The sequence below is a fragment of the Paenibacillus sp. P4_A7 genome (assembly GCF_056402455.1).
Map to the genome: position 1 here is coordinate 1 of NZ_JBFUHJ010000099.1, position 16,124 is coordinate 16,124.

At 42.4% G+C, this 16,124-nt stretch carries 21 protein-coding genes and 1 tRNA gene; 5 read left to right on the forward strand and 17 right to left on the reverse strand.

Annotated features, from left to right (window positions below; genetic code table 11):
* The 6 genes from AC1DWN_RS14670 to AC1DWN_RS14695 all read right to left on the reverse strand — a co-directional run.
* Positions 1 to 161, reverse strand: a 161-nt coding sequence (locus tag AC1DWN_RS14670) for a DnaB-like helicase N-terminal domain-containing protein (protein ID WP_477559662.1), incomplete at its 3' end; no start/stop codon positions are given.
* 82 nt (positions 162 to 243) lie between these two features.
* Positions 244 to 687, reverse strand: coding sequence for a 50S ribosomal protein L9 (gene rplI, locus AC1DWN_RS14675; RefSeq protein WP_477559644.1), 444 nt, complete (start codon positions 685 to 687; stop codon positions 244 to 246).
* Positions 684 to 2,645 carry a DHH family phosphoesterase gene (locus AC1DWN_RS14680; RefSeq protein ID WP_477559645.1) on the reverse strand — a complete coding sequence of 654 codons (1,962 nt, stop codon included), beginning with the start codon at positions 2,643 to 2,645 and terminating at the stop codon, positions 684 to 686. The genes rplI and AC1DWN_RS14680 overlap by 4 nt, the downstream gene beginning before the upstream one ends.
* 17 nt (positions 2,646 to 2,662) lie before the next feature.
* Positions 2,663 to 3,565, reverse strand: coding sequence for a DUF2232 domain-containing protein (locus tag AC1DWN_RS14685; RefSeq protein ID WP_477559646.1), 903 nt, complete (start codon positions 3,563 to 3,565; stop codon positions 2,663 to 2,665).
* Between the two features lie 218 nt (positions 3,566 to 3,783).
* Positions 3,784 to 4,212: a CBS domain-containing protein gene (locus AC1DWN_RS14690; RefSeq protein ID WP_477559647.1), complete on the reverse strand. Its 429-nt coding sequence runs from the start codon at positions 4,210 to 4,212 to the stop codon at positions 3,784 to 3,786.
* 76 nt (positions 4,213 to 4,288) lie between these two features.
* Positions 4,289 to 5,344 carry an LCP family protein gene (locus AC1DWN_RS14695; protein ID WP_477559648.1) on the reverse strand — a complete coding sequence of 352 codons (1,056 nt, stop codon included), beginning with the start codon at positions 5,342 to 5,344 and terminating at the stop codon, positions 4,289 to 4,291.
* Positions 5,345 to 5,550: 206 nt separating this feature from the next.
* Between AC1DWN_RS14695 and AC1DWN_RS14700 the strand changes: the two genes are divergently transcribed.
* Positions 5,551 to 5,907, forward strand: coding sequence for a DUF4870 domain-containing protein (locus AC1DWN_RS14700; RefSeq protein ID WP_477559649.1), 357 nt, complete (start codon positions 5,551 to 5,553; stop codon positions 5,905 to 5,907).
* Here AC1DWN_RS14700 and AC1DWN_RS14705 read toward each other — a convergent pair.
* The 6 genes from AC1DWN_RS14705 to rpsF form a co-directional block, all read right to left on the reverse strand.
* Positions 5,904 to 6,242, reverse strand: coding sequence for an MmcQ/YjbR family DNA-binding protein (locus AC1DWN_RS14705; protein ID WP_477559650.1), 339 nt, complete (start codon positions 6,240 to 6,242; stop codon positions 5,904 to 5,906). The genes AC1DWN_RS14700 and AC1DWN_RS14705 overlap by 4 nt on opposite strands.
* Positions 6,243 to 6,374: 132 nt before the next feature.
* Entirely contained in the window at positions 6,375 to 7,313 is a 939-nt protein-coding gene (locus AC1DWN_RS14710) for a cation diffusion facilitator family transporter (protein WP_477559651.1), read from the reverse strand.
* Between the two features lie 112 nt (positions 7,314 to 7,425).
* On the reverse strand, positions 7,426 to 8,556 hold the full coding sequence (locus tag AC1DWN_RS14715) for an AI-2E family transporter (protein ID WP_477559652.1): 1,131 nt from the start codon (positions 8,554 to 8,556) through the stop codon (positions 7,426 to 7,428).
* A gap of 84 nt (positions 8,557 to 8,640) precedes the next feature.
* On the reverse strand, positions 8,641 to 8,928 hold the full coding sequence (gene rpsR / locus AC1DWN_RS14720) for a 30S ribosomal protein S18 (RefSeq protein ID WP_475809827.1): 288 nt from the start codon (positions 8,926 to 8,928) through the stop codon (positions 8,641 to 8,643).
* Positions 8,929 to 9,045: 117 nt separating this feature from the next.
* The gene (gene ssb, locus AC1DWN_RS14725) at positions 9,046 to 9,579 is read right to left on the reverse strand and encodes a single-stranded DNA-binding protein (protein WP_477559653.1); all 534 of its coding nucleotides are present in this window, start codon (positions 9,577 to 9,579) and stop codon (positions 9,046 to 9,048) included.
* Between the two features lie 35 nt (positions 9,580 to 9,614).
* Entirely contained in the window at positions 9,615 to 9,899 is a 285-nt protein-coding gene (rpsF, locus tag AC1DWN_RS14730) for a 30S ribosomal protein S6 (RefSeq protein WP_477559654.1), read from the reverse strand.
* Between the two features lie 219 nt (positions 9,900 to 10,118).
* Here rpsF and AC1DWN_RS14735 point away from each other — a divergent pair, with 219 nt between their 5' ends.
* Positions 10,119 to 10,301 carry a YjzC family protein gene (locus AC1DWN_RS14735; RefSeq protein ID WP_475809824.1) on the forward strand — a complete coding sequence of 61 codons (183 nt, stop codon included), beginning with the start codon at positions 10,119 to 10,121 and terminating at the stop codon, positions 10,299 to 10,301.
* Positions 10,302 to 10,646: 345 nt separating this feature from the next.
* Here AC1DWN_RS14735 and AC1DWN_RS14740 read toward each other — a convergent pair whose 3' ends face one another.
* A complete protein-coding gene (locus AC1DWN_RS14740) occupies positions 10,647 to 10,787 on the reverse strand; it encodes a hypothetical protein (RefSeq protein ID WP_477559655.1) in 141 nt (46 codons plus the stop codon).
* Positions 10,788 to 11,123: 336 nt separating this feature from the next.
* Positions 11,124 to 11,214 (reverse strand) — tRNA-Ser (locus AC1DWN_RS14745).
* A gap of 270 nt (positions 11,215 to 11,484) precedes the next feature.
* On the opposite strand from AC1DWN_RS14745, the gene AC1DWN_RS14750 reads away from it, so the two are divergent.
* The 3 genes from AC1DWN_RS14750 (at position 11,485) to AC1DWN_RS14760 (ending at position 14,227) form a co-directional block, all read left to right on the forward strand.
* A complete protein-coding gene (locus tag AC1DWN_RS14750) occupies positions 11,485 to 12,270 on the forward strand; it encodes a helix-turn-helix domain-containing protein (protein ID WP_477559656.1) in 786 nt (261 codons plus the stop codon).
* 142 nt (positions 12,271 to 12,412) lie between these two features.
* The gene (locus AC1DWN_RS14755; RefSeq protein WP_477559657.1) at positions 12,413 to 13,381 is read left to right on the forward strand and encodes a Gfo/Idh/MocA family protein; all 969 of its coding nucleotides are present in this window, start codon (positions 12,413 to 12,415) and stop codon (positions 13,379 to 13,381) included.
* 15 nt (positions 13,382 to 13,396) lie between these two features.
* Positions 13,397 to 14,227 carry a sugar phosphate isomerase/epimerase family protein gene (locus AC1DWN_RS14760; protein ID WP_477559658.1) on the forward strand — a complete coding sequence of 277 codons (831 nt, stop codon included), beginning with the start codon at positions 13,397 to 13,399 and terminating at the stop codon, positions 14,225 to 14,227.
* 375 nt (positions 14,228 to 14,602) lie between these two features.
* Here AC1DWN_RS14760 and AC1DWN_RS14765 read toward each other — a convergent pair whose 3' ends face one another.
* Genes AC1DWN_RS14765 through AC1DWN_RS14775 form a run of 3 tightly spaced genes read right to left on the reverse strand, consistent with a single transcriptional unit; the run spans position 14,603 to position 15,958 of the window.
* Positions 14,603 to 14,812: a DUF951 domain-containing protein gene (locus tag AC1DWN_RS14765; RefSeq protein WP_477559659.1), complete on the reverse strand. Its 210-nt coding sequence runs from the start codon at positions 14,810 to 14,812 to the stop codon at positions 14,603 to 14,605.
* A complete protein-coding gene (locus AC1DWN_RS14770) occupies positions 14,793 to 15,677 on the reverse strand; it encodes a mechanosensitive ion channel family protein (protein WP_477559660.1) in 885 nt (294 codons plus the stop codon). The genes AC1DWN_RS14765 and AC1DWN_RS14770 overlap by 20 nt, the downstream gene beginning before the upstream one ends.
* Before the next feature lie 41 nt (positions 15,678 to 15,718).
* On the reverse strand, positions 15,719 to 15,958 hold the full coding sequence (locus AC1DWN_RS14775; protein ID WP_477559661.1) for a putative Se/S carrier protein: 240 nt from the start codon (positions 15,956 to 15,958) through the stop codon (positions 15,719 to 15,721).
* Positions 15,959 to 16,124: the final 166 nt, after the last annotated feature.

Below are 16,124 nucleotides of genomic sequence, written 5' to 3' on the forward strand. Positions count from 1 at the left end.
TCATAAATCCGTTGATGAGCGCTGCTGTAAAAGTCTTCACTACGCAAACGCTCCATAGCTGTAATCAAAGCCTCAGCCTGCAGCAGCACCGCCCCGATGACGGCTTGTTCGGCTTCCATGTTTTGTGGTGGAACACGGTCAAATGTTTGTTCTGTACTCATGGTGCCCTCCCCAAATTTTGCGTAGCAAAACTATTTTAATATATGAATTTATAAGTTTTCACTTATAAATGTTTATTTATCTTTATTCCTCAGTCGCCTGAACGTTAAGTTTAGCCTTCACTTCTGTATGCAGCTTTACCACTACCTGTGTTACCCCAAGCGTACGAATCGGATCATCCAGTTCGATTTTGCGCTTATCGATTTTAATACCTTGCGCAGCAAGTGCTTCCGCAATTTGTTTGCTCGTAATAGCGCCAAATAGTCGTCCGCCTTCGCCAGCCTTCGTCTTCAAGACAACAGTCATTTCTTCAAGTCGTTTGCCTAGTACCTGCGCGTCTTCCTTCTCTTTGTCCTTACGCTTTTGCTCGGAAGCTGTTTGCAGCTCCAACGTTTTCAAATTCCCGTCAGAAGCTAGCTTCGCCAATCCTTGCGGCAACAAAAAGTTGCGCACATACCCTTCGGATAGATCCTTTACTTGCCCTTTCTTCCCCTGACCCTTAACATCCTGCAAAAATATCACTTTCATTCAAATAACCCCTCTTCCGATTCAATTTCGTCTAAAATCTTTTTCAGACGTTCTGCAACCTGGGCAACGTTGCCTTCCAATTGAGCCGCAGCATTCGTTAAATGCCCGCCTCCGCCCATTCTTTCCATGACTACTTGCACATTCATGTGACCAAGTGAGCGAGCGCTAATGCCGATTAAACCGTCTTGACGCTCTCCAATTACGAATGAAGCTAATATATCTGTCATATTCAGCAGCGTATCGGCTGATTGCGCAATAAGCAGCTGTGAATACTTTCTACCGCTTTCCGTTACCGCAATAGCAACATGCTCATAGAGCACCTCAGCATGCTTAATAATTTCTGCTTTGCGAATGAATTCTTCCAGGTCTTCCTTCAGTAAACGCTGAATCATCATGGAATCTGCTCCATTCCGTCTCAGGAAGGATGCTGCCTCGAATGTACGAGCCCCTGTGCGGAGTGAGAAGTTTTTCGTATCCACAGTGATCCCTGCCAGCAGGGATGTAGACTCTCTCACGTCCAACACAACACGATCATGAATGTACTGCAGCAGCTCCGTTACAAGCTCACAGGTAGATGAAGCGTAAGGCTCCATGTATACCAAAATAGCATTTGCAATGAATTCCTCACTGCGTCGATGATGATCGATGATCACAATACGCTCAGTCTGCATGAGCAGCTTAGGCTCCTTCACCATAGACGCTTTGTGCGTATCTACAACAACCGCAAGAGTCTGCGGTGTGATAAGCGCAAAAGCCTGTTCCGGCGAGACAAAACGTTTCGTTAGCTTCTCATCCTCTTTCAGCAGCTCCATCATTTTCTGAATGGCTGGATTGACACCCTCGATTACGATGTACGCTTCTTTTCCAAACATTTGGGCAGCCTTCATAACACCTATTGCCGCCCCGATGGCATCCATGTCTGGCATCTTGTGGCCCATAATGACAACATTGTGACTCTCACGTATTAAATCGCGCAGAGCATGAGCAACAACTCTAGCTCTTACACGCGTTCGCTTCTCGACTGCATTGGACTTTCCGCCATAGAAGGTCTGACGGCTGCCAGCCTTTACAGCCGCTTGATCTCCACCTCGTCCAAGCGCGATGTCTAGGCTCATATGCGCCCATTGTCCAAGCTCAATGACATGCTCAGCGCCAGCTGCAAAGCCAATACTAAGTGTCGCCGGAATTTTATGGTCTCCCGTAATTTCCCTGACTTCATCAAGCACGACGAATCGCGAATGCTCAAGCTGCTTGAGTGTCTTCTGATCAGTCATTAGCAAGAAGCGATCGGATGTGAGTCTCTTAATATAAATCTGATATTTCTGAGCCCAGCCTGTAATCTCATCCGTAACCTTCGCCAGCATCGAGCTGCGTTGGTGGTCGTCAAGACCTTGCGTGACCTCTTCCAGGTTATCGATCATAACGACGCCAAGAACTAGCTTCTCGTCCTCGTACCTTCTGCCCAATTGCCAAAACTCAGTAATATTTTTTACATATAAGATCCGTTCTCTTTGCTTGAAAATAAGCTGGTACACATTGGAGCCGACCGTTGCCTCAACAGTTGCCTCCCGTTCCTTTACTTGCTGTAAGATTGGGAATAAATCGGTTAGCAGCACACCTACAACGGAATCCCGCTCCAGCATAGCTGCTATATATGGATTATGCCATTCCACCGTTTTATCTTCATTATATAAAATAATTCCAAAGGGCAGCTCACTGATTACATCATTGCCTGCCTTCTTCACACGATAGGAAAGCGTTCCTAAATATGATTTTAAATCCCGGCGAAACGCTCTCTCCGCCAGTACGGTATAGACACCTACTCCACCTGTAAGCAGCAGCGCGAGCAACCCGAGCAACCACTCAAACCAAGCAAGGGCCGCTGTCATCAGTACCATTAATACAAAGGCCCAAATTTGGTGCATTCCGTGCCACCGTGTAACTAAAAACTTCGGCATTCAGATTCGCTCCTGTGCTATGATTTCGTAAACGATTTTCGGATTGGAAAAGCGGTATCTAGCACGCCGATTAAGCTCAGCGGCGGGAATACCAGCACCGGTATCGCAATGATCACCGGTATTGCTTTGTTCCACCCTCGTTGATGAGCAAGGAAAAAGAAAAATCCTACAGCCTGAATGGCAAAGACATAACTAAGCAAAGGCACTAAATTAAGTAACGCAATCGCAAAGAAAGATTCACTCGTGATGGATGTGAACATTTGAAATACATAAGCAATCAAATAGTAAATGACGAGAATGCGTGGAAGCTTCCAATCTCTAGCTAAAGCAAAGCTTGGAAYCTCTAATCCACTTTTATTCACGATTTTTCGTGACACAAAATGCGTAATAACGGTGAAAAAGAATGCGATCATGATGAATGTGACTGGAATCGAATTGGTCATCGTACGAATCGCTATCTCTGTTAAATCCGCATTCCATCCCTTCGGCAGCAATCCTTGCGACATCAAATCGTTAAATGTCGTTCTGACAACCGAACCTAACTCTTTGATTAATGAGAGGTCTAGAATAAATTCGAATAGAAGCAGCTCAAGCATCATCAGTGCCAAAAACACGATACTTCCATTCCTAATCACTTTAGAGACAGGCGCTTTCTTACGATATAAGTGGCCCATTACAATTGACGGTATTAGAAAAAACAAACCGATAATGAGCGTTGCTGGCCCACCCAGCAAATACGCAATTACCCACACAGGCACCAAGTGTGCCACAAACCATTTTGGCGGCAATATGGCATAGAGAACAACATAAGGCACCATCATTAGTAAAATGGCAAACATGTTAATCAGCGGGACTACAAGCGACAATAATAAAAGTAGTGCTGCACAGCTCCACAGCACGGGTTTCAAGCCGGTTCTCAAACCGTTCACCTCTTGCAAATTTAATTGTGTTTCTTATGAAACTTTTACAACTTATTATAGCATAAAAGCGGAATATAACACGTACAAGGGAACGATAACGATACCTAACCATACAAAAAGACGGAACCACTTCCTCATTCCGTCTTGTTTCTTTTTTATTTTGTCCTAACCATCTAGCAATTAGTACAGTGCATGAACACTACTCTTAATGTGTAAATTTACCTATCCTGAAGCACCGACTGTTGCTCTATAATAAGCTTTTGACAATAATCAATAATTTCACTTCTACGTACAATTCCAATAAAACGGTTTATATCATCAACGACCGGTACAAAGTTCTGTACCTTAGCAAGAGAGATCAAATCGTCCATATTCGCATCGATCCGTACGCTTTTGTTAGTTAGACGTAGCGGTATATCACTAAGCTTCACTTTATTAGCATGCTCAAAAGTAAGTTCTGGCCGGCTCTTCATAAACCATAACAGATCGCCTTCCGTAACTGTACCCGCATAACCACCGTCATCATTTATAATTGGAACTGCTGTATATCGATGATATTCCATTCGTTCAAGTGTTTGCCTAAGGGTCGTATCTTGCGACAAGCATACGACCTCCTGCTTAGGCAGCAAAAAAAAAGCAATATTCATTATGCCAATCACTCCGTTCCGTTTGCTCTTTTCATTCCATCATTATGAAGGCAGCAGACGGTTCAGAACATCCGCCTTATGGATTCGAAGTTTCCTCAGCGCTGCTAGTTAACGGTGCAACTTCTTTCTTCTCTTGCTCCATATATCTATCAGGGAGAATCAAGCTGGCCGCAGGAGTCTTCGGATCCATCCAGTTGGCAATCATCGTCTGTACCTTCGATAAATCCTCTTCATCGGCAAAATAATACCATGCCCCGCCGCTTACCTTCCGGTGTCCTTCACCAAGAAGTGAGTGGCTGTAAATATCTCTTTGCTTCGCCTGCAGCATGCTTTGCGCTAAATCGACAAGCTGCTGCGGACGCATATCCGTACTAAAGTTATCACCCATAATATTAATTAGTTCAGGTATCTTCGACCATTGATTTAATTGTGTCGCTTTATCCATTAACTCTTTGAGAAATATTTGATGACGCTCCGTACGATTCATATCACCGCCGGCATCCTCGCGATAACGGACATAATTCAACGTATCCTGTCCGTTATAGCTTTCCTGACCTGCCTTTATAACGAACTTCTCATGATCATAATCATCATTGACCATATCCTCTTCAATAGGAAGAGAGAGTCCGCCAATTTTATCAATAACGTTGCGGAATCCTTCGAAATTAATAGAAGCGTAATAATCAATTGGTGAATTAAATAGCTTCTCAACGGTATTCATTGCCATACCTGCACCGCCAAAAGCATAGGCATGGGTAATTTTGTCCTCTCTATCTTTACCCACTATTTCTACATACGTATCTCTCGGGATGGATACCATTAGAAGATCACCATCTGATGGGCGAACAACCGTGTAGATCATTGTATCCGAACGACCAATCTCATTGTCGCGTTGGTCTACACCCAGCAACAATAAAGAAAAGGGATCCTGCTGCTTCTTTACAGTACTGACTGTGACTGGTGTGCGTCCTTCTGCAGGCTTGTAGGTTTGTTCCAATTGTTTCTCGACATGGCCCTGAAGGAGCCAATCGAATCCAAGAGTTGCAAGCGCGCCGCGGTTAAAGTACCCCGCAATCATTATAACAACTAATATAGCCGCTGTCGTGTAAAGCCATTTACGTTTATTTTTCATAATCTGCTAATTTCTCCTATCTGGGCAAATCTTAATAACACATCCTCTTATTTTAGACGATCGAATGTCGAAACAAGTTACAAAACTTTTACAAAATATTCGTGCCAATATTTGAATGTGTAATTAACAAAAAAAGGTCTTTTGCTAACGATTGGCGAATACAATCATTGCATGTACATGATTATGAGAAAGGGTGACATCTCACTATGCAACAACCGCCAATCATGCAACCTGATCAATCATCAACGGGCTTAGATCCTAAAGTAGCCAGCTTGCTCTGTTACTTAGGTGGATTTATTACAGGCATTATATTTCTTATTTTGGAGAAGCAAAGCCGTTATGTGAAATTGCACGCCGTACAATCTATTGTTGTATTTGTCTTAATTGTTGTTTTATATATTTTGTTTGGTATACTGCCTTTAATCGGCTGGCTTCTTGCCTTACTGCTTGCTCCGGTCAGCTTTATTTTGTGGATCTGCCTTATGCTGCTAGCACTCCAAGGCAAGCTTCATAAGCTTCCTATTATCGGGGACTGGTGCGAACAGCAAGCAAGCAGATTTTAAAGCTTAGATAGCTCCAATCGTGCTGCCTTCGTAAGGCTGGCAACGACAAGCTCATGTGAGTGATCAATCATCTCTTGCAGCTCGATTTCGGATAAGGTACCGTCTATTGAAATGCTATTCCAGTGTTTCTTATTTAAATGATAGCCAGGCTGAATAGCTGCGTGCTGTTCACGCAGGTTCTGGGCAATGACAGGATCACATTTTAATGAAACGGATTGTGATGAGAATAAGGCGAACATTTTACCCGCGACCTTCATGACGAGCGGCTCAGGGCCAAATGGATATTCACGTTGGGCTCCCTGCTTCTGCTCACAATAATAGATAAGCTGCTGCAATCTATTACCTCCTTAAATCATTTTTCAATCATACCTATTATAACGAATTAAGAGCTCTCTTTACAGTATCCTAAATGCAAAAAAAAGACAGCGGGCAGCTGTCTTTTCTTATATCCATTACACTATAACAACTTATCTTGCTCGGCTTAACTGAAACATACGGCCATAATCACCATGATCATGTAAGGCGGCATTCTCTAACTGTATCGTAGAATGATGAATGCCGTATTTGCTTTTCAGCAGCTCACTCATCGCCAAAGTGACACAATAGGGCTGAATGTCCTCTCTTACAAATACATGAGCCGTTAGCGAGTAATGCTCTGTCGTCACCGCCCACAAATGCATCTCGTGGACATCTTCAACACCTTCGACTGAAGCAATATCGCTGCGTATTTGCTCCAAATTAAACCGTTCAGGAACGGATTCCATTAGAATCAAGTACGATTCTCGAATAATTTTAAACCCACCTGTACAAATAATTGCCCCAATAACCATACTGATTATCGGATCGAAGATCGTCCATCCTGTATAGTAGATAAGTATCGCTGACATAATGACACCTACCGAGCTAAGCAAATCACCGATAAAATGCCATAAAGCGCTCTTCACATTTAAGTTATTTTCCTCTTTCATGCTTCTACTTAAAACAAAGGTTAGTATGGCATTAACTAGAAGCCCAATGGAAGCGATGATAAGCATCAACTGCAGGTTGACGTCCTCTGGGTGAATTAACCTTCCAATACCTTCGACAACAATCCAAATCGCGATTACAATGAGTGCCAGACCGTTCAGAAAAGATGCAATGATCTCAAAACGAAGAAATCCGAAAGTAAATTTTTGATTCGGACTTCGAGTGGCCATATAGATAGCTAGCATACTAAGACCCAATGCAAATACATCGGATACCATGTGTGCAGAATCAGATAATAGGGCAAGAGAATGAGATAAAACTCCTCCGATTAACTCAACAAATGTAAAAAACAAGGTAAGAACTAGTGTGATCCACAATGTTTTCCTCGACTTTTGCTGCTCCTTGACGTGATCAAGGTGATGAAAATCAGACTTATCCATATCTCAATCGCCCCCACTTATTTAGAATTATTCTAATATAAGTCCCATTATATTCCGATGGGAGCAAGCATGCAAATGAACGTTTTATGGATAATACAAGTAATAATCATTGTCAGGAGTACAGCTTTGATCGCAGCTTAAACCATTCAAACACGTGAGTTACGAAAACCTTTAGAACCGCATATCCTGGAACCGCTAGTATAATACCGACAAATCCAAATAAATTACCTGCCGTCAAAATAACGAAAATAATCGTAATGGGATGAATTTGTAAGCTCTTACCCATAATCTGTGGTGATATGAACTTCCCTTCAATTAATTGTACGATTGTCCAGATTACTATCATTTTTAATAGCATAACCGGTGATGTAACAAGCGCTACAATTAATGCCGGAGTGATCGCAATTGCCGGGCCTAGATAAGGGATAATCGCGGTACATGCAGCAATTAATGCGAGCACAAGCGAATACTCCAGCCCAATTATAAGATAACCAATGTAGAGCAAGCCTCCTATACAAAAGCTTACGATAATCTGCCCGCGTATATAGCTGCTTATTTGACTGTTCATTTCGCCCATTACATGCAGGGTTGGTGTTCTCATCTTATCCGGCAGGAAGCTGACGATATGGCCAGGGAGGCGCTTGCCATCCTTTAATAAATAGAACAATATAAACGGTAGCGTTACGATCGCTAGCAATACTTCAGTCAATGCGCCTACAAACGAGCCGATGCTCGATACAGTACCATTTACGATCGATGTCATTTTCTCTGTCAGCTGACTGGTTACATTTGTTGCGTTCACATTAAACCATTCCTGCAATTGGCCCGATAAGGCACTTCCCATAAATATATCAAATTCGTCATCCAGCTTCTCTATATACTGAGGGAGGCTATTGACCAAACCAGTAATCTGATCTGAGATAAGCGGAATTACAACAATTAATAAGATTGTTATTAACGTTGCAATGATAATGTACAGCAGTAATATCCCATAGATTCGTTTTACTTTTCTACGTTCCAGTAGATCGACTAGCGGATTAAGTAAATAATAAGCGACACCAGCGAGTATGATAGGTAACAAGACCGTTTTAAGTAATACAGTCAGCGGTGTGAAAATAAAAGATATTTTGTTAAACACAAAAATGTTCAGCCCAATAAGGAGTAATACAAGCAGAAATATAACAAACTTATTGTTTAAAACAAACTTTTTAAATCCCCCGGAGCTCGTCTTCAATCGTTCCATCCGCAACTCTCCTGCTTCTGCATATGTTTGTATAAAGAAAACCCGTTGAGTATGACCTCAACGGGTTTTCAGGGCAGAGTAATACTACTCTGTAGTGTAAGGAAGCAATGCGATTTGACGTGAACGTTTAATTGCAACTGTAAGCAAGCGTTGGTATTTCGCGCTTGTACCAGTTACACGACGTGGCAAGATTTTGCCGCGTTCGCTGATAAACTTTTTCAGCAAATCTGTATCTTTATAATCAATTTTCGTGATTTTATTTACAGTGAAGAAACAAACTTTACGACGTTTGTTACGGCCACCTTTGCGTCCGCCGAATTTGCGTTCTGGACGCTCATCTTGACCGGCATCTCTTTGTGGTTTAAAAGCCATATTGGTATCCTCCTTATCGTTGAAAATAACACAGTTACATAACGCTCGTACAAAAGTACAATGTTATGCAGCTGATTCCTGAGACCATGCAATAGCTATGAAGCATATGCTAGAGTCTCAAAAAGGCAAATCATCTTCTGATATATCAATCGGGCGTCCGTCATCCTGAAATGGATCACGGCTGTCGTTACGTGAGTTATTACCAGATGATCGGTTACCGCCACCTTGGGAAGCATTGCCTCCGTAGGATCCGCCGCCGCCGCTTGTACTACCACCGGAACTGCCAGCCCCACCGCTGTTGCCTCCGCCTTCTTCACGCGCTCCACCTTCACGATTGGACTCTAAGAATCGTACGTTATCAGCAATAACTTCCGTCACATAGACGCGCTTGCCTTCGTTATTCTCATAGTTCCGCACCTGAATGCGTCCTTCAACCGCTGTTAAACGGCCTTTGCGTAAATAGTTAGCGCAAGTTTCAGCCAGTTGCCGCCAAGTTACGATCGGAATAAAATCCGCTTCACGTTCGCCTTGACCACTCGTATACGAGCGATCTACTGCAATCGTGAACTGAGTAACCGCAACGCCTGCAGGCGTATAGCGAAGCTCTGGGTCTCTCGTCAATCTGCCAATTAGTATAACACGATTCAACATCGTTTCTGACCTCCCAATCGAACAATCCAGCAGGATTAAGCGACGTCTCTGACGATCAATGAACGGATAACTTCATCCGTAATCTTCATGATGCGGTCAAGTTCATTCACAACTTCAGTAGTTGCGTTGAAATGTACCAGTATAAAGTAACCATCACGTAGCTTATTGATCTCATACGCAAGACGACGTTTTCCGCTCACGTCTTGCTTAGTGACCTCTCCGCCATTGGAGATGATGCCATGGAATTTGTCAACGATAGCTTGAAGAGCTTCTTGCTCAACGTCTGGACGAATAATGTACATCACTTCATATTTGCGCATATTGTTTCACCTCCTCTTGGACTAACGGCCCCATAAAATGGAGCAAGGAGCGAGCATTTTGCTCGCATACTTGAATACTATATCAAATTAATGTGCCCATTACAAGTAAAGTCTCATAACCGTTATCTTCTAGCTATGCTTTTCACGTAACTGCAAATACTACAGACAGGGACATTGCATCATCCTGTCCTTTTCATAAATACACGGGAGGTGAACAAAATGGGTGAAGGAACGATTTTCTCGCCTGGTGACAAAGCACCAAACGATGGCACCTATATTGAAGATGGAGTTAACTCCTTTCACATGGGTATTTCAAACCCGAAGAAGGTTCAATTAAAAAGAGGTGAACGTTTCCCGGATACAACAAACCATGAACGAAAATGGAAGCGTATGGGCCACTAAAAATTCGAAAAAAATTGAATATTTCTAATGCTCTTAAGCCATTCTAATGATTGACGGTGTGAAGAGAGGTGTGGTTCCGTTGAACCATTTTGGCAAGCGTAAACGATTGATGCCGCCACCTGGCGGTCTAGCTATCGTATCTCGTTAGAAAAGCCTGAAGAGGATTTCGTTTACTTCGAATAAGAGTGGTGTGTCAAAGACTTTTGTCTGCAGCACATATACGCATTCGAGCATCAACATGCAATGTGAATAGATCGACTCAACCATCAAACACCGTCAAGAAGAGAGCTCGCGAGAGCTCTCTTCTTTTATTAGTCCACTGAATAATTAATTTATCTATTGATTCTACTCTTGACTATACTCTGCGCTGGTGTCGATTCTAATCATATTATTTGCAGCGCCCCAAGTTACGCTAAAGTTAAGTGCCTCACCAAGATCACGCAGCTTAAAGTAGTTGTTGCCGTCAATATTGTAGGCTGTCAGCATAATCTGCTTCCCGTTCAGATAAACATTGGAACTCGTTGTATTCGCGTGCTTCGCAGCCGATTGCTGCGATATAACCCACTCTAAAGCCCTTGTTCGAGCCTTTTAGCGCCATAGCTAGATCGTGACTTGTCTTGGCACTCCACACGACTAGCAGTGTGGCTTAGCTATAATTTACTTGGACCTATTGAATCACCAATTTGGACTAATCCCGATTCAAAATAAAAAAAGCTTCCTAATGGTCATTTTGGCCATTAGGAAGCTTTCTGCTCGTTACATGTTTTATAGGTAAGAAAATAAAAAAACGGTTCATAATTTGAACCGATCGATGATATCTTATGGCGGAGAAGGTGGGATTCGAACCCACGCACGGTTTGACCCGCCTAACTGATTTCGAGTCAGCCCCCTTGGGCCTCTTGGGTACCTCTCCGCATATAAAGGTGACACAAAAAATATTGTATCACAGCAGATGTTCGGATGCAAGAGTTGTGCATTAATTTTGCTTTATTTTGTTATTTATTAACCTGGCTAATGACAGCAACTTTAAATCCGGCATTCTCCATCGATATATCTTCATTTTCGTTCATTTTTTATATGTTTTTTCACACATTTATCAATAATTTGTTTTATATTGGTTATATGGTTTCTAATAGGAGTCTACAAGAAAATAGAACATTACATCTATACGGAGGATTACCCAATGTACAATGAGTTCCATATTCGAAGCTTCATTGGTACACGTGACAATGACTGGCATGATCCTGGATTACATCACCATGCTACCTTTGAGATCAGCATTCTATTGGAAGGCCGCGGAGTCTTCGAATGTTGTGAGGGTAAACAAGCCTTGGAGTCTGGCCATGTTGTACTCATCCCCCCTCATACGCCCCATTTCTTTGAAGGCCACGGTAAAAACCGTTTCGGCGTTATTCACTTAGAAGGAATGACTCCAGAAATAAATGATTTGTTGAACATGCAGATTAATGAAGGAAAGCCTACTGTCTTCGCTTTATCTCGTCTTGATAAGGATCGATTTGAACGTTTGTTCCGTGAGTGGCTGCGTATCAAGTCGTCCCATTTAAAAGAACAAACGAGAAACTATACCTCTTGGACCGAAGTGTTGATTCTATTCTTGCTTGAGCATTCGCAAAAGAATCAGCAGTCGCTCACTATCACCAAAGCCGCAGATTATATTCGTGAAAATTTGCAACAAGGTGTGCAAATTTCCAGTATGGCCGCGCTAGCTGGATTTTCGGAAGCTGGGTTTCGAAGACTTTTTGAACAAGTTTATCATATGAGTCCTAAAAAATATCACCAGCAGTGCCGAATGACGGAAGCGAAATGGCTATTGAGCTCATCAGATAAAGAAATTATGGAGATTGCAAATCAAATCGGATTTTCAAGGCTTCATTCTTTCTCCCAATGGTTCAAACAAACGGAAGGCGTCTCCCCTACYGAATGGCGAAAGATGCAGCAGCTTGGCTGACAGGTGTCCTCTGATTTATGGCGATTTACGTAAATTGTTTATCGATTTTAATAAATACATACCTACCTGAATCGATTATTCTTTGTTTGTAGATTAAAAACTAGCAGTTGTTAGTTAAATAGAATGGGGAGGGTACACGAATATGACAGTTAGAGTTGGATTTATCGGTGTTGGCGGCATGGCCGAACATCACATTAAAACATTGAATAAGATCGAGCATGCCCAAATTACCGCTGTATATGATATTAATCAAAGCAGATCTCAAGAGGTTGCAGCAACTTATGGCGCCAAGTCTTACGAAAGCAGTGATCAATTAATGGATTCAGGTGAAATCGATGCCTTATTCATTTGCACCCCCCCTTTCGCACGAGATGGTATTGAGGAAGCTGCAGCACGTAGAGGCATTCACCTACTATCTGAAAAACCAGTCGGTTTACATATGGACGAGGTTCGTAATAAAGAGAAGCTCATTATTGAATCAGGCATTATCCATTCTTCGGGCTATTGCCTCCGTTATCAGGATATCGTCGCTAAAGCGAAAGACTACCTGTCAAGCAAGCAAATCGACCTTGTTCTTTCATATCGCCTTGGCAGCATGCCGGGCGTGCGCTGGTGGAGAATGCAGGAGCAATCTGGCGGTCAATTAGTTGAGCAATCCACCCATCAGTTGGATTTGATCCGTTACTTAGCTGGAGACTTCAAGCAAATACAAGCCATCCATGAACAACGCCATATTCAAAATATTGACCCCGAAGCTACCACATATGACGTTGGTACTGTATCATTCGTCCTGAACTCAGGCGCGATTGGAAATATTACAAGCAGTTGCTTAGCCAATTATGGCGGTCGCAGTGGAGTAGAGTTTTACGGGCACGACTTCTTCCTCTCTATTGATGGTATGACACTGCGTATTATAGATGAAACTCAAAACATAACCGAAGTATCTGAAGTTGATTTCTACTACGAGCAAGACAAAGCATTCATAGAGGCTATTAGAACCAATCAGCCAAGCTTGATACTAGCAAATTTCACAGAGGCCGCCGACACCTTAGCCGTATGTTTAGCCGCTAATGATTCTGCTGCAATTGGAAAACCCATTACCTTTTCATAGGGAGAAGTGATTGAATTGATCAAGTCTATCAATCAATGGTGTTTCAAGGATGACACGCCGATCGAGCAAGTTTTTGCAATAAGCAGTGACGCAGGATTTGGAGCTGTAGAACTTAACCTCTATCAGCCCGGTGGTATTGGACTTACAATGGAGTCTACTGCAGCAGAGGCCGAGAAGATTGGTACTCTTGCTCGTCAATATGGAATACAGCTCCGCAGTTTGTCTACATCACTGCTGTGGCAATCCCCGCTCTCTTCTCCCGATGCTTCAGTGCGTGAGCGTGGTCGTCAAGTTGTCACAAAACAGCTTGAGCTTGCCGAACTTCTCGGGATGGATACGGTATTAGTCGTTCCAGGTTCTGTGAACCCTGACACTCCCTATGATCAATGCTACGAACGCAGCTTCCGGGAATTGCAGCTTCTCACCGTCGAGGCAGAGAAACGTAAAACTCAAATAGGTGTCGAAAACGTGTGGAACAAGTTTCTACTGTCACCGCTGGAGATGGCGCGATACGTAGATGATATCAACTCCCCATACGTTGGCGTTTACTTCGATGTAGGAAACATATTGCTGTACGGATACCCTGAACAATGGATTCGTATACTGGGATCCCGCATATTCAAAATTCATGTAAAAGACTTCCTGACTAGCGTCGGAAATGGTAGCGGTTTTGTCTCCCTTCTTGCTGGCAATGTAAATTGGAAAGCAGTCCGAGAAGCGCTTCAAGACATTAACTATACCGATACAGTCACTGCTGAGCTTGGCATTTACGCTGCAGCCCCCCTGCAACTGGTATATGATACTTCTCGTCATCTGGATATTATCTTTGGTGGCGAAGCGAAATAGTTGTTCAGCAGAGGCATGCTCCTAACCAAAAGTTAGAAGAGCATGCCTTTTATTTTCCAAATGGACGATTAGTCATTAACTCCGTAATCGTCAACCTCCTCCAACTCAATTTCTCATGAGCTTTATTGAAATGATATTGTTGCGATTGCTTCTTTGCGTTTATACCATCTATTCCCCCTCTTCAGAATGCCTAGGCACCTCACTCCGCCTTTGCACCAGCACATATGTCTATTTACTTCTTCATAACAAAAGACCTCCTACAAGTGAATGTAGAAGGTCTGGTTAGACAGGTAAGTAAAATATCAACTATTGCTCACCTATAAGTCTTTTTAATTGGTTATTTATATCTTTTATATTCATTGATGTTAATTTTTCTTATAAACCTTCCTCTGCTAGCTTTGAACGAAGAACCTTCTTCATATTCTTTTCAAACTTAGCTCTAGGAATCAGGACACTATGCTTGCAGCCCACACATTTAATTCGAATATCCATGCCCATTCTGATGATTTCCATCTCATTGGAGCCGCATGGATGCTGCTTTTTCATTTGTACAACATCGCCAAGATCAAACTGTTTTCGTTCCATCCTTCACGCCTCCCTTTTCATTGCGTTGATAGGTTACCATCCGTGGATATGGAGCTTGAATCTCATTCAAATCTAATGCCTTTTTTATTTCTATATTTAATTTACGTGCAATGATTGCATGTGTATTCGGCCGACACTCTGCAATAACCCGCAGTGTAACCCCTGTCGGTGCAATTGCTTGTATGCCAAGTACCTCCGGGGAATTTATTAGGTTCTCATCCTGCATATTTAGTATCGTATAACGAATCACTTCCAACGCACGCTCTACATCCTCTTCCAGGGCAATGGAAACATCCACTACAGCTAGCGTATTATTAATGGAAAAGTTAGTAACCTCATTTATCATACCATTCGGAATGATATGCATTTCTCCCGTCCAACTCTGTATACGAGTTGTTCGCAGACCAATCAATTCTACTGTACCTTTAAATTGCCCCGTCTGAATAACATCACCTACACCAAACTGGTCTTCAAGCACGATAAAAAATCCAGTTATAATGTCCTTAACCAAGCTTTGAGCTCCAAAACCGATCGCAAGCCCAAGAACACCGGCTCCTGCAAGCAGCGGACCTAAGTTAATCCCGAACTCAGACAATACAAGCATTGAAGCAATAAAGTAGATCACATAGGATACTACATTTTTAAGCAATTTTCCAACTGTTGTCATCCTTCTTGCGTGGTTAATTAATCTTTTGTCTTCACTATCTATAACAACTCGATCGATGGTTTTATGAATAATCCAAACTACAAGGCGAGCTATGATTAGAATTAAGAAGACACGTATTACTCCCTCTCCAAAACCTTTCCATAAACTCTCTTCTGTAAGCCAATCAACGACTTTAGTTAACCTTTCTTTGATTGACACCGGTATTCCTCCTTCATCCTATCCCTATATCCTGTGTGATTCTATATCTCTATGGCTTCATAACCAGTTTGAACGGGTCTGAATATTCCTCGAATTTCAACTAACTCCTGCTGAATTACATCTTTCACTGTTATCAGGTCTTCCTCTGGAAAATGAATCGATAGTGCGCAGCCCGCTGTAATTTCTTTTGGAGTTGGACATATATCAATTTCAACTTCGGCATATTCAAGTAACATCTCTGCCCGCAACGCCTGCTGTGTAGAGTCAAAAGCGATTAACATATGCACCTCCCAAAGTTTGTGTAACAAACTTACTTCGTAAGCATAGACACTAAAGTTTGTGTAACAAACCTATTTTTTAAGCATATCTATACAGAAATATGAAGTTCAAAGCTATCGGACGTATAAAATGGTTGACTCATCCATATACTAGTAACATATTAATAGC